Origin of the sequence: Nocardioides sp. AX2bis, from assembly GCF_902506435.1 — a bacterium.
GTDB lineage: Bacteria > Actinomycetota > Actinomycetes > Propionibacteriales > Nocardioidaceae > Nocardioides.
Map to the genome: position 1 here is coordinate 2,394,294 of NZ_LR733215.1, position 13,686 is coordinate 2,407,979.

General features: G+C 71.4%; 9 protein-coding genes and 1 tRNA gene. 5 read left to right on the forward strand and 5 right to left on the reverse strand.

The annotated features are described in order from the left end of the window. The first annotated feature begins 3 nt into the window (after nucleotides 1-3). From GV155_RS11465 to GV155_RS11475, 3 genes are read left to right on the forward strand one after another with little or no spacing between them, the layout of a single operon-like run. The gene (locus tag GV155_RS11465) at nucleotides 4-984 is read left to right on the forward strand and encodes a branched-chain amino acid ABC transporter permease (protein WP_160008047.1); all 981 of its coding nucleotides are present in this window, start codon (nucleotides 4-6) and stop codon (nucleotides 982-984) included. Beyond that, nucleotides 974-1,906: an ABC transporter ATP-binding protein gene (locus GV155_RS11470; protein ID WP_160008049.1), complete on the forward strand. Its 933-nt coding sequence runs from the start codon at nucleotides 974-976 to the stop codon at nucleotides 1,904-1,906. Before GV155_RS11465 ends, GV155_RS11470 begins: the two co-directional genes overlap by 11 nt. Beyond that, nucleotides 1,903-2,706, forward strand: a complete 804-nt coding sequence (locus GV155_RS11475; protein ID WP_160008051.1) for an ABC transporter ATP-binding protein — start codon at nucleotides 1,903-1,905, stop codon at nucleotides 2,704-2,706. Before GV155_RS11470 ends, GV155_RS11475 begins: the two co-directional genes overlap by 4 nt. A 427-nt stretch (nucleotides 2,707-3,133) precedes the next feature. On the opposite strand, the gene GV155_RS20725 is transcribed toward GV155_RS11475, so the two are convergent. Together GV155_RS20725 and GV155_RS11485 are read right to left on the reverse strand one after the other, a co-directional pair. Beyond that, entirely contained in the window at nucleotides 3,134-4,483 is a 1,350-nt protein-coding gene (locus tag GV155_RS20725; protein ID WP_236554271.1) for an ABC transporter substrate-binding protein, read from the reverse strand. Between the two features lie 217 nt (nucleotides 4,484-4,700). Then, a complete protein-coding gene (locus GV155_RS11485; protein ID WP_160008053.1) occupies nucleotides 4,701-5,324 on the reverse strand; it encodes an ANTAR domain-containing response regulator in 624 nt (207 codons plus the stop codon). Nucleotides 5,325-5,380: 56 nt separating this feature from the next. Here GV155_RS11485 and GV155_RS11490 point away from each other — a divergent pair. Further along, nucleotides 5,381-5,453, forward strand: a tRNA-Leu gene (locus GV155_RS11490). Between the two features lies 1 nt (nucleotide 5,454). After that, nucleotides 5,455-6,045 carry a hypothetical protein gene (locus GV155_RS11495; RefSeq protein ID WP_160008055.1) on the forward strand — a complete coding sequence of 197 codons (591 nt, stop codon included), beginning with the start codon at nucleotides 5,455-5,457 and terminating at the stop codon, nucleotides 6,043-6,045. A 27-nt stretch (nucleotides 6,046-6,072) separates the two neighbouring features. Here the strand turns inward: GV155_RS11495 and pyk are convergent, their stop codons facing one another. Genes pyk through gltB form a run of 3 tightly spaced genes read right to left on the reverse strand, consistent with a single transcriptional unit; the run spans nucleotide 6,073 to nucleotide 13,612 of the window. After that, nucleotides 6,073-7,536, reverse strand: coding sequence for a pyruvate kinase (gene pyk / locus GV155_RS11500; RefSeq protein WP_160008057.1), 1,464 nt, complete (start codon nucleotides 7,534-7,536; stop codon nucleotides 6,073-6,075). Nucleotides 7,537-7,593: 57 nt separating this feature from the next. Then, nucleotides 7,594-9,060 (reverse strand): glutamate synthase subunit beta, encoded by a 1,467-nt coding sequence (locus tag GV155_RS11505; protein WP_160008059.1) that lies wholly within the window; start codon nucleotides 9,058-9,060, stop codon nucleotides 7,594-7,596. Further along, nucleotides 9,053-13,612: a glutamate synthase large subunit gene (gene gltB / locus GV155_RS11510; protein WP_236554272.1), complete on the reverse strand. Its 4,560-nt coding sequence runs from the start codon at nucleotides 13,610-13,612 to the stop codon at nucleotides 9,053-9,055. Before gltB ends, GV155_RS11505 begins: the two co-directional genes overlap by 8 nt. Nucleotides 13,613-13,686 lie beyond the last annotated feature (74 nt).

Here is a 13,686-nt window from a genome sequence, read left to right on the forward strand (position 1 = left end):
GACATGGACCTGATCACCAGCCCCCTCTACGACGCCTTCACCCCGACGGCGATCTCCTTCGTCCTGGCCGCCATCGGCCTGAACATCCACTTCGGCTACGCCGGCCTGCTCAACTTCGGCCAGGCCGCGTTCGCCGCGGTCGGCGCCTACGGCATGGGCGTGGCCATCGCCTCGTTCAACCTGCCCCTGGTCGTCGCGATCCTGGTCGGCCTGGTCGCCGCGGTGCTGCTCGCCCTGGTCATGGGCGTGCCCACGCTGCGCCTGCGGGCCGACTACCTGGCCATCGTCACGATCGCGGTGGCCGAGATCCTGCGCCTGGTCTTCTCGACCACGTTCAAGGAGTACTTCCGCGCCCGTGACGGCGTGAGCGGCTTCACCGGCAGCTTCCGCAGCCTGAACCCGCTGCCGGACTCGATGGACACGTTCTTGAACTTCAGCCGCAACGACCTGTGGGTGATGCTCGTCGGCTGGCCGCTGGTCGGGCTGATCCTGCTCTTCGTGTGGGCGATCATGCGCTCGCCCTGGGGCCGGGTGGTGAAGTCGATCCGCGAGGACGAGGACGCCGTACGCTCGCTGGGCAAGAACGTCTACAGCTACAAGATGCAGGCCCTGATCCTGGGTGGTGTCATCGGCGCGGTCGGCGGGTTCGTCGGCGCGCAGGGACTGGCCTCGGTGCAGCCCGACTCGTACAACCTCGACTTCACCTTCATCGCCTTCACCATGCTGATCCTCGGCGGCGCCGCGCGCGTGATGTCGCCGGTGGCCGGCGCGGTGATCTTCTGGGCGCTGCTGTCCTTCCTCGGGGAGCTGCTCACCAAGCTCTCCAGCGGGGACAACCCGATCATCCCGCCCGAGTTCATGACGCCCGACCAGGTCGGCAACATCCGCTTCGCGTTCGTGGGCCTGGCCCTGATGCTGCTGATGATCTTCCGTCCGCAAGGCCTGTTCGGCGACAAGAAGGAGATCGCGCTCGATGCCCGCTGACATGGACAAGACCGACGCCTCGGTCGGCGCGCGCGCCGGCCTGCGGGGCCTGGCGACCGAGCCCGGGGTCAAGAAGCCCGACCCGATCCTGGTGGCCACCAACGTGAGCCGCAGCTTCGGCGGCCTGAAGGCCGTCGACGTCGACCACCTGGAGGTCCAGCGCGGCGTCATCACCGCGCTGATCGGCCCCAACGGGGCCGGCAAGACCACCTTCTTCAACCTGCTGACCGGCTTCGACGACGCCGACTCGGGCGACCGTGCCTTCAACGGCAAGTCCCTGAACCGGGTCTCGGCCTCCAAGGTCGCCCGGATGGGCATGGTCCGCACCTTCCAGCTGACCAAGGTGCTCTCCAAGCTGACCGTGCTGGAGAACATGCGGCTGGGCGCGACCGGGCAGAAGGGCGAGAAGTTCTGGGCCGGCCCCTTCGCGTTCCTGTGGCGCAAGGAGGAGGAGGCCAACAGCGACCGTGCGCGGGACCTGCTGCGCCGCTTCAAGCTCGACGCGAAGGAGTCCGACTTCGCCGGGTCGCTCTCCGGCGGGCAGCGCAAGCTGCTCGAGATGGCGCGCGCCCTGATGGTGCGTCCGGAGCTGGTGATGCTCGACGAGCCGATGGCCGGGGTCAACCCCGCCCTGAAGCAGTCGCTGCTGGGCCACGTGAAGTCGCTGCGCGAGGAGGGCATGACCGTGCTCTTCGTCGAGCACGACATGGACATGGTCCGCGACATCTCCGACTGGGTCGTGGTCATGGCCCAGGGCCGGATCATCGCCGAGGGCCCGCCGGACTCGATCATGTCCGACCAGCGCGTCATCGACGCCTACCTCGGCGCCCACCACGACACCGACATCTCCGAGCTCGACAAGGCCGCCCTCGAGGTCGAGGCCATGGCGGAGATCGACACGCTGAAGAAGGAGGGCCGATGAGCCTCGCCGCCACGCCCGACCCCGCTGCCGAGCAGCGCGCGCAGGCCGCGCGCGACGCGCACCTGCGCGCCGCCGACGGCGCCGTGCTGCGCGCCGACAACCTGATCGCGGGCTACCTCCCCGGGGTCAACATCCTCAACGGTGCCGACATCTACTGCCAGCCCGGTGAGCTGGTCGGCATCATCGGCCCCAACGGCGCCGGCAAGTCGACGTTCCTCAAGGCGCTCTTCGGCCTGGTCAAGATCCACACCGGGACCGTCACGCTGCGCGGTGACGAGGTCACCAACCAGCGTGCCGACACCCTGGTGGCCAAGGGCATCGGCTTCGTGCCGCAGAGCAACAACGTCTTCCCGAGCCTGACCATCGCCGAGAACCTGCAGATGGGGTGCTACCAGGCGCCGAAGAAGTTCACCGAGCGCTTCGACTTCGTCACCGGCATCTTCCCGGCGCTGGCTGCGCGCAAGAACCAGCGGGCGGGCTCCCTGTCCGGCGGTGAGCGCCAGATGGTGGCCATGGGCCGGGCGCTGATGATGGAGCCGTCGGTCCTGCTGCTCGACGAGCCGTCGGCCGGCCTCTCCCCCGCCATGCAGGACGAGGTCTTCGTGCAGACCCGCGAGATCAACAAGGCAGGTGTCTCGGTCGTGATGGTCGAGCAGAACGCCGCCCGGTGCCTGCAGATCTGCGACCGGGGCTACGTGCTGGACCAGGGCCGCAACGCCTACACCGCCACCGGTCGCGAGCTGGCCACCGACCCCAAGGTCATCGAGCTCTACCTCGGCACGCTGGCCAAGAAGGCCTGAGCACCACCCGCCCCCAGGGCGCCCTCGCAGCGGCGCGGACCCAGCCGGGTCCGCGCCGCTTCGACGTTCCCAGCCGGCACGAGGAGCCACGCCAGGCCCCCGACCGGACGGAGGGTCGCCGGGCGGGCCGTACGGCCGTCGCCGCGGCCGCGAGGGGGCCGTCCGCGATAGAGCTCCGGGGGGCCGCTCCGCCTCGTCGGGGTCTGACGACGCAGGTCGCGACCGAGGGGCTCGTCCTCGACCGCGGCGTCCGGCGCCGCAACCGTCATCTCGGCTGCCCGCGAGCGTCACCTCGGCTGCCCGCGAACGTCACCTCGGCTGTCCGCGAGCGTCATCTCGGCGGAGCACGAAGGCCCCGGGTGCGCGGTGTGCGCGCCCGGGGCCTCGTGGGTGGTGCTGGTCGATCAGGTGGTGCGGTGGTGCTGGGTCAGCTGTTCTGCCCGACGCCCGCACGGATGAGCTCGGGCACGATCTTCTTCGTCTCGTCGAAGGCGATCAGCACGATGGCGTCGGGGTCCTCCGAGGCCAGGGACTGCACCTCGGCGTTGAAGTTCGGCGCCTCGGGGCTGTAGGTCTGGTAGGAGACCACGGTGCCGCCGGCCTGCTCGTAGAAGTCGCGGACGTTCTCCGCGAGCGCCTCGCCGTAGGAGTCCTGGCGGGCCAGGATGGCGATGTTCTGCTTGCCGTCCGCGATCAGCGTCGAGGCCATGACCTGGCCCTGCAGCACGTCGGACGGGGCGGTGCGGAAGTAGAGACCCGCGTCGTCGTAGGTGTCGAACTCCGTGGAGGTGTTCGCCGGGGAGATCTGGGCGACGCCCGCCCCGGTGATGCGGTCGATGACGCTGAGCGAGACCGAGGACGAGGCCGCACCGACGATCACGTCGGCACCGCCGCGCAGCAGCTTGTCGGTCTCGGACGGGGCGATGAGCGGGGTGCCGTCGCCGGAGTCGGCGGAGACCGACTCGACGTCGTTGCCGTTCACGCCGCCGGCCGCGTTGATCTCCTCGACGGCCAGGTCGACGCCCGCGATCTCCGGGGGGCCGAGGAAGGCGAGGTCACCACTCTGCGGGAGCAGGGTGCCGACGGTCAGGGTGCCGTCGCCGGACGGGATGTTGCCGCTGATCTCCTGGCCGGCGGCGACGTTGTCGACGTCGGGGATCTCACCGGTGATGTACTCGACCGGGGCGTAGGTGTTGTCGCTGCCGTACTCGAAGATCCCGATCGTCGCGGCGGACGGGCTGCCGGTGGAGTTCAGGTCGATCGGGCCGGAGACGCCGTCGTAGTCGATGTCGGTGCCGTCGGCGAGGAGGTCGAAGCACTGCTGGATCTCGGTGCACACCTCGCCCTCGGTGGTGACGTTCTGCAGCTCGGAGCCGATGGCCTTGCCCGAGTCGGCGCCGGCGGCGGTGGCGGCCAGGGCCGCGATCACGGTGGCGTCGTAGGACTCGGCGCCGTAGGTGAAGTCCTTGAGCTGGGGGTCGACGCCCAGGAGGCGGTCCCGGAAGTCGTCGTTGAGCTCGGAGCCCGGGTAGGTCGCCTTGACACCGTCGAGCGTGCCCGGGTCGAAGTCCTCCGAGTAGTCGGCGGTGTTGCCGTCGACGAAGTAGAGCTGGGTCCCCGAGGCCTCCTCGGTGGAACCCGAGCTCTCGCTCGAGCCCTCGGAGGGGCTGCTGGCGCCCTCGTCGGAGGAGGTGTCGCTGCCGCACGCGCTGAGCGTGAGCCCCGCGACGGCGAGCACCGCGATCGCGGTACGACGGATGGGGGTGGGGCGGGTCATGGGACCTCCATGGGTACAGGCCGGGCCCGGACTCGGTCCCGGGCCGCTGCGACGTGATCGGAACTGTAGTGGCGGGAGGCTGTGCGTCCAGGGGCCAGAGACCCGGTTGACCCAGACGTGCCTCAATCGTGACCCGTCAGGGTGAGCGGAGACCGTGTTAAGGCCCGCGAGACCGGTCCGTGACCGCAGGACGTCCCGTCGGCAGGACAGGGCGGCGTCAGGACTGCGCGAGCCCCGGACCGTGGGACACGACGCCCTCGGCGACCTCGCGCATCGACAGCCGGAGGTCCATCGCGGTCTTCTGGATCCACCGGAACGCGTCCGGCTCGGCCAGCCCGAGCTGCTGCTGGAGGATCCCCTTGGCGCGTTCGACGGCCTTGCGGGTCTCCAGCCGGTCGCTCAGGTCGGCGACCTCGAGCTCCAGCGCCGACAGCTCGGCGTACCGGCTGACGGCCATCTCGATGGCCGGCACGAGGTCGGACTGCGAGAACGGCTTGACCAGGTACGCCATCGCGCCGGCGTCGCGGGCCCGGTCGACGAGGTCGCGCTGCGAGAAGGCGGTCAGGATGACGACCGGGGCGATCCTGGCGGCGGCGATCCGCTCGGCCGCGGCGATGCCGTCCAGCACCGGCATCTTGACGTCGAGGATGACCAGGTCCGGCCGGAGCTGCTCGGCCAGCTCGACCGCACGGGCGCCGTCCCCGGCCTCGCCGACGACCTCGTAGCCCTCCTCGGAGAGCATCTCGGCGAGGTCCATCCGGATCAGGGTCTCGTCCTCGGCGACCACGACGCGTCGGGCGGGCGGGCCCACGGCGTCGGGGGCGGACGGCTGGTCGGTCACGGGCCGAGGGTAGCGGGCGGCCGCGCCGGCGAGGTCGGCTAGGGTCTCCGCCGGCGGCCCCGGTATCCCAACGGCAGAGGAAGCGGTCTCAAACACCGTCCAGTGTGGGTTCGAGTCCCACCCGGGGCACGTGCGCCCGTCCCGATCCCGCCACCTGGCCGCGCTCCTGGCGCTGGCCTGCGTCGGCGCGGCCTGCTCCCCCGGCACCGGGCAGGGCGGGGGCGACAGCAGTGGCGGCGACCGCGAGGTGGAGCGTGCCCGGTGCGTGGTCGCCGACCCCGAGGGCGAGCTGCTGCTGCAGGTCTGGTCGGTGCGCGCACCGGACGGCGGGCTGGGCCTCGCCGACGTCGCGCTGGTCGACGGCCTCAACCTCGAGGTCGTCGACGCCGTGGCCGTGCCGTTCGCCGGGACGCCCGGGACCCAGGGCGTCGTCCTGGACTACCCGCCGCGCAAGGACGCCGGGCTGGTCGACGGGCTCGCACGGTGGGAGGACAGACGCCCGCTGGACGACCTGAGGCTGCGGCCGCGCGACGGCGAGCAGGCGCTTCTCGTCGCGCTGCGCCTCTCGGACCCGACGACGCTCGGCCACCTCACCGGCACCTCCGTCGGCACCCGGACCGACCGTGGGGTGACCGTCACCGAGCACCCTCAGCCGCTCCTGGTCAAGCCGCACGACCAGCCCTGCCGCGTCGACGACCCGGACGAGGTCGCCGACTGGTGACCCCGGCGCCTCCCGGCACGCGAGGGGTCAGTCCTGGCGGCGGTAGCCCGGCGCCAGCTCGTTGATCGCGTCGCCCATCCGGTGGATGCGCAGCGCGTTCGTCGAGCCGGGGATGCCCGGCGGGCTGCCCGCGACGATGACGACCAGGTCGCCCTCCTCGACGCGGCCGATGCGCAGCAGCTGCTCGTCGACCTGGCGGACCATCTCGTCGGTGTGGTGCACCTCGGTGGTCTTGAACGTCTCGGTGCCCCAGCTCAGCGCCAGCTGCGAGCGCACCCGGCCCTCGGGGGTGAAGGCCAGCAGCGGCATGCTGCTGCGGAGCCGCGAGAAGCGGCGTGCGGAGTCGCCGCTCTGGGTGAAGGCGACCACGAACCTGGCTCCCACCCGCTGGGCGACCTCCTCGGCCGCCTTGGCGATCACGCCGCCGCGGGTGTGGGGGTCCCAGGCGACCTCGCGGATGCCGCTGAGCCCGACCGTCTCGTGGGCGCGCCGCTCGGTGGCCGACACGATCCGCGCCATCGTCTCCACGACGTGCACGGGGTGCTCCCCCACGCTGGTCTCGCCGGACAGCATCACCGCGTCGGCGCCGTCGAGCACGGCGTTGGCCACGTCGCTGGCCTCGGCGCGCGTGGGCGAGGGGCTGGTGATCATCGACTCGAGCATCTGCGTGGCCACGATCACCGGCTTGGCGTTGATCCGGGCCTTCTCGATGACCTGCTTCTGCAGGAACGGCACGTCCTCGAGGGGGCACTCCACCCCCAGGTCGCCACGCGCGACCATGAACCCGTCGAAGGCCGCGACGATGTCGTCGAGGTTCTCGATGGCCTGGGGCTTCTCGATCTTGGCGATGACGGGCAGCCAGACACCCTCCTCCTCCATCACCGTGCGCACGTCGTCGACGTCCTTACCGTCGCGGACGAACGACAGGGCGATGAAGTCGACGCCGAGGTGCAGCGCGAAGCGCAGGTCCTCGATGTCCTTCTCGGACAGTGCCGGGACGGAGACGGCGACCCCGGGCAGGTTGATCCCCTTGTGGTTGCTCACCGGGCCGCCGGTCAGCACGTCGCAGTGCACGTCCTGGCCCTCGACCGAGGTCACCCGCAGCCGCACCTTGCCGTCGTCGACCAGGATCGGGTCGCCCTCGGCCACGTCGCCGGGCAGACCGGCGTACGTCGTCGAGGCCACCTCGGCGTCGCCCGGGACGTCGCGGGTGGTGATGGTCCACTGCTGCCCGCGGCGCAGCACGACCGGGCCGTCGGCGATCTTGCCGAGCCGGATCTTGGGGCCCTGCAGGTCGGCCAGGATGGCCACGCCGTGGCCGCTGGCGTCGGAGGCCGCCCGCACGTGGCGGTAGGCCTCCTGGTGGTCGGCGTGGGTGCCGTGGCTCATGTTCAGCCGGGCGACGTCCATCCCGGCGTAGACCAGCTCACGTATCCTCCGCTCGCTGCTCGTCGCCGGACCCAGGGTGCACACGATCTTGGCTCTCCGCACACTGCTGAGCATAGCGCGTTTGAACGTTCCAACACCCTCGGCGGCCTGACGTCCGGGTCAGACGGTCAGGGGACGCTCCGTGGGCTTGATCGGCGCCGGCAGCGTGGTCGAGCCGGTCAGGTGCGTGTCGACGGCCGCGGCGGCGGCCCGACCCTCGGCGATGGCCCACACGATGAGGGACTGGCCGCGGCCGGCGTCGCCGGCCACGAAGACGCCGGGCACCGAGGAGGCGTACGTGTCGTCGCGCGCGACGTTGCCGCGCTCGTCGAGCTCGACCTCGAGCGACTCCACCAGACCGGGCTTCTCCGGGCCGGTGAAGCCCATCGCGAAGAGGACCAGCTGGGCCGGGAGCTCGCGCTCGGTGCCCTCGATCTCCTGGGGGCGCCCGTCCTTGAACTCGACGTCGACCAGCAGCAGCGCGCGGACCCGGCCGTCCTCGTCGCCGAGGAACGCCTTGGTGTTGACCCCGAAGACCCGGTCGCCGGCCTCCTCGTGCGCCGAGGAGACCTTGAAGGTCATCGGGTAGGTCGGCCACGGCTGTCCCGCGGGCCGCGAGCCGGGCGGCTCCGGCATGATCTCCAGCTGCGTGATCGAGGCGGCGCCCTGGCGGGTGGAGGTGCCGAGGCAGTCCGCGCCGGTGTCGCCGCCACCGATGATGACCACGTCGAGACCCTCGGCGCTGACCTGGTCCAGCACGGGGTGGCCGAGCGCGGCGCGGTTGGCCTGCGGCAGGAAGTCCATCGCCTGGTGCAGGCCGTCGAGCTCGCGGCCCTCGGTCTGCAGGTCGCGCGGGACCGTCGAGCCCATCGCCAGGACCACGGCGTCGAAGCGGTCGCGCAGGCTCTCGGCCGTGAGGTCGCGGCCGACCTCGACACCGGTCCGAAAGACGGTGCCCTCGCGGCGCATCTGGTCCAGGCGCCGGTCGAGGTGCTTCTTCTCCATCTTGAACTCGGGGATGCCGTAGCGCAGCAGCCCGCCGACCTGGTCGGCGCGCTCGAAGACGACCACGGTGTGGCCGGCGCGCGTCAGCTGCTGCGCGGCGGCCAGGCCCGCAGGCCCGGACCCGACGACCGCGACGGTGCGGCCCGAGAGCCACTCCGGCGGCTGCGGGCGCACCAGGTTGGACTCCCACGCCCGGTCGATGATCGAGACCTCGACGTTCTTGATCGTCACCGGGTCCTGGTTGATGCCGAGGACGCAGGAGGTCTCGCACGGCGCCGGGCAGAGGCGGCCGGTGAACTCGGGGAAGTTGTTCGTGGCGTGCAGCCGCTCGATGGCCCCGGCCCAGTCGTCGCGCCAGACCAGGTCGTTCCACTCCGGGATGAGGTTGCCCAGCGGGCAGCCCTGGTGGCAGAACGGGATGCCGCAGTCCATGCAGCGCCCGGCCTGGGGGCTGATGATCGGCAGCAGCGCGCGGCCGACCCCGTCGGGGTAGACCTCGTTCCAGTCGTGGACGCGCTCCTCGACCGGTCGACGCTCGGCGCCCTCACGGCCGTGCTTCAGGAATCCCCGCGGGTCAGCCATGGAGTGCCTCCATCATCTTGTTCGCCGTCTCCTTCTCGTCGAGCCCGTCGGCCTCGGCCTTCGCCTTGGCCTCGAGCACGATCCGGTAGTCGCGCGGCATGATCTCGGTGAAGCGGGTCAGCGAGGTCTCCCAGTCGGCCAGCAGCTCCTCGGCCACCGTCGACCCGGTCTCCTCGTGGTGGGTGCGCACGAGCCAGGCGAGCTCCTCGGCCGCCTCCTCGGTCACCGGGCCGAGCTCGACGAGCTCCTTGTTGACCCGGTGCTCGGCGAGGTCGAGGACCCAGGCCACACCGCCGGACATGCCGGCGGCGACGTTGCGCCCGGTCGGGCCGAGCACGGCCACGCGGCCGCCGGTCATGTACTCGCAGGCGTGGTCGCCGACGCCCTCGGTGACCGCCCACGCGCCGGAGTTCCGCACGCAGAAGCGCTCCCCCACGCCGCCGCGGACGAAGATCTCGCCCGACGTGGCGCCGTAGCCGATCACGTTGCCGGCGATGATCTGCTCGCTCGCCTCGAAGACCGCCGAGCGCTCGGGGCGCACCGCGATCCGGCCTCCGGAGAGGCCCTTGCCGACGTAGTCGTTGGCGTCGCCCTCCAGGCGCAGGGTCATGCCCGAGGGCACGAACGCACCGAACGACTGGCCGGCCGAGCCGGTGAAGGTGAGGTCGATGGTGCCCGCGGGCAGGCCCTCGCCGCCGTACTTCTTGGTGACCTCGTGGCCCAGGATCGTGCCGACCGTGCGGTGCACGTTGCGGATCGAGACCTGGGCGCGCACCGGCTCGCCCCGCTCGAGGGCGTCCTGCGCCAGCGGGAGCAGCTCGGTGACGTCCAGCGAGCGGTCCAGGCCGTGGTCCTGCTGCTGGGTGCAGCGCCGGTCCTGATCCTCGAAGTGGCCCAGGCCCGGGTCGTGGAGCACCGGCGTCAGGTCCAGACCGGCCGCCTTCCAGTGGCGCACCGCGTCGTCGACGTCGAGCGAGCCGACCTGGCCGACGGCCTCGTCGAGGGTGCGGAACCCGAGCTCGGCGAGCAGCTCGCGGACCTCCTCGGCGATGTAGGTGAAGAAGTTGACGATGTACTCGGCCTTGCCGGAGAAGCGCTCGCGCAGCACGGGGTTCTGCGTGGCGACACCCACCGGGCAGGTGTCGAGGTGGCAGACCCGCATCAGGATGCAGCCCGAGACCACCAGCGGTGCGGTGGCGAAGCCGTACTCCTCGGCGCCGAGCAGGGCGGCGACGACGACGTCGCGGCCGGTCTTGAGCTGGCCGTCGGCCTGCACCACGATCCGGTCGCGCAGGCCGTTGAGCAGCAGGGTCTGCTGGGTCTCGGCGAGGCCGAGCTCCCACGGACCGCCGGCGTGCTTGAGCGAGGTCAGCGGCGCCGCGCCCGTGCCGCCGTCGTGGCCGGAGACCAGCACCACGTCGGCGTGCGCCTTCGAGACGCCCGCCGCGACCGTGCCGACCCCGACCTCGGCGACGAGCTTCACGTGCACCCGGGCCGAGGGGTTGGCGTTCTTCAGGTCGTGGATGAGCTGGGCGAGGTCCTCGATCGAGTAGATGTCGTGGTGCGGCGGCGGGCTGATCAGGCCGACGCCCGGGGTGGAGTACCGGGTCTTGGCGATCCACGGGTAGACCTTGTTGCCGGGCAGCTGGCCGCCCTCGCCGGGCTTGGCGCCCTGCGCCATCTTGATCTGGATGTCGTCGGCGTTGGTGAGGTACTCCGAGGTCACCCCGAACCGGCCCGAGGCGACCTGCTTGATCGAGCTGCGGCGCTCGGGGTCGTAGAGGCGCTCGGCGTCCTCGCCGCCCTCACCGGTGTTGGACTTGCCGCCGAGGCGGTTCATCGCGATCGCCAGCGTCTCGTGCGCCTCGCCGCTGATCGAGCCGTACGACATGGCGCCGGTGGAGAAGCGCTTGACGATGGCCTCGACGGGCTCGACCTCGTCGAGCGGCACGGCCGCCCGACCGGTGGCCCCGGCGTCCTTGAAGCGGAACAGGCCACGCAGCGTCATCAGCCGCTCGGACTGCTCGTCGACGCGGGCGGTGTACTGCTTGAACACGTCGTAGCGCCCGGTGCGGGTGGCGTGCTGCAGGCGGAAGACCGTCTCGGGGTCGAACAGGTGCGGCTCGCCCTCGCGGCGCCACTGGTACTCGCCGCCGATCTCGAGCTCGCGGTGCGCCGGGGCGATCCCGCCGCGGGGGTACGCCGAGGCGTGCCGGGCCGCGACCTCGTCGGCGATGGTGTCGAGGCCGATGCCGCCGAGCTTGGAGGTGGTGCCGGTGAAGTACCGGTCGACGACCTCCTGGGAGAGACCGAGCGCCTCGAAGATCTGCGCGCCGGTGTAGGAGGCCACGGTGGAGACGCCCATCTTGGACATCACCTTCAGCACGCCCTTGCCGAGCGCCTTGACCAGGTTCTTCACCGCGGTCTCGGGGTCGGCCTGCACGTAGTAGCCCTCGCGGGCGAGGTCCTCGACGGACTCCATCGCCAGGTACGGGTTGACCGCCGCGGCGCCGTAGCCGACCAGGAGCGCGACGTGGTGCACCTCGCGCACGTCGCCGGCCTCGACGACCATGCCGACCTGGGTGCGGGTCTTCTCGCGGACCAGGTGGTGGTGCACGGCGGCGGTGAGCAGCAGCGACGGGATCGGGGCCATCTCGGCGGTGGAGTGGCGGTCCGACAGCACGAGCACGCGCGCGCCCTCCGCGATCGCCGCGCTGACCTCGGCGCAGATCTCCTCGATCCGGGCAGCCATCGCCTCACCGCCGCCCTCGACGGGGTAGAGCCCGCGCGAGACGTGGGTGGTGAAGCCGGGCATGTCGCCGTCGCGGTTGATGTGGCGGATCTTGGCGAGCTCGTCGTTGTCGACCACCGGGAACGGCAACACGACCTGGCGGCAGGAGGCCGCCTGCGGCTCGAGGAGGTTCGACTCGGGGCCGATGGAGCCGTTCAGCGAGGTGACGAGCTCCTCGCGGATGGCGTCCAGGGGCGGGTTCGTGACCTGGGCGAAGAGCTGGCTGAAGTAGTCGAAGACCAGCCGCGGCTTGGCCGAGATCGCCGCGACCGGGGTGTCGGTGCCCATCGAGCCGATCGGCTCGGCGCCGGTGTTGGCCATCGGGGTCAGCAGCACGCGCAGCTGCTCCTCGGTGTAGCCGAAGACCTGCTGGCGCCGGGTCACCGAGGCGTGGGTGTGCACGATGTGCTCGCGCTCGGGGACGTCCTTGAGGTGGACCAGACCGGCGTGGAGCCACTCGCCGTACGGGTGCTCGGCGGCCAGACCGTGCTTGATCTCCTCGTCCTCGATGATCCGGTGCTCGTCGGTGTCGACGAGGAACATCCGGCCCGGCTGGAGGCGGCCCTTGCGCACGATGCTGGCGGGGTCGAGGTCGAGCACGCCGACCTCCGAGGCCAGCACGACCAGGCCGTCGTCGGTGACCCAGTAGCGCGAGGGGCGCAGGCCGTTGCGGTCGAGGGTGGCGCCGATCTGGGTGCCGTCGGTGAAGACGACGCAGGCCGGGCCGTCCCAGGGCTCCATCATCGTGGAGTGGAACTCGTAGAAGTCCCGCTGGTCCTGCGACATCTCGGCGTGGTTCTCCCACGCCTCGGGGATCATCATCAGCACCGAGTGCGGCAGCGAGCGCCCACCCATGTGAAGCAGCTCGAGGACCTCGTCGAACGAGGCGGAGTCGGAGGCGCCGGGCGTGCAGATCGGGAAGATCCGGTCCAGCTCGCCGGGGATGAGCTCGGAGCGCAGCAGCGCCTCCCGGGCGCGCATCCAGTTGCGGTTGCCCATCACGGTGTTGATCTCGCCGTTGTGGGCGATGAACCGGAAGGGGTGCGACAGCGGCCACGACGGGAAGGTGTTGGTGGAGAAGCGCGAGTGCACGACGGCCAGGGCCGAGGCGACGCGCTCGTCGACCAGGTCGGGGTAGAAGTTGTCCAGCTGGTCGGTGGTGAGCATCCCCTTGTAGGCCAGGGTGCGCGCCGACAGCGAGGGGAAGTAGACGTCCGTCTCGTGCTCGGCGCGCTTGCGCAGCACGAAGGCGAGCCGCTCGAGCGCCATCCCGGTCACGCGGGTGCCGGCGCCGGCCAGAAAAACCTGGCGGAAGGTCGGCATGACCCCACGCGCGGTGCTGCCGAGGATCTGGGGGTCGATCGGCACGTCGCGCCAGCCGAGGACGGCGAGCCCCTCCTCGGCGGCGAGCTCCTCGATACGGGCCGCGGTGGTCGCCACCTGCTCCTCGTCGCCGGGCAGGAAGGCGGTGCCCACGGCGTACGCCGAGGCCGGCGGCAGCTCGAAGCCCAGCCGCGTCGCCTCCTCGCGCAGGAACGCGTCGGGCACCTGCATCAGGATGCCCGCGCCGTCGCCGGAGTTCGGCTCGGCACCGGCGGCGCCGCGGTGGTCGAGGTTGCGGAGCGCGGTGAGGGCCTTGGCCACGATGTCGTGGCTGGCCTCACCGGTCAGCGTGGCCACGAAGGCCACACCGCAGGCGTCGTGCTCCCGGGTCGGGTCGTAGAGCCCCTGGGGCGGCGGGAAGGCGTGCGAGTAGGTCACCGGAATGACTCCCGTCGTCGTGCGAGTCCTCATGACGTCGGCCGCTGAGGGCCGGGACGCACGGGACGACCTTG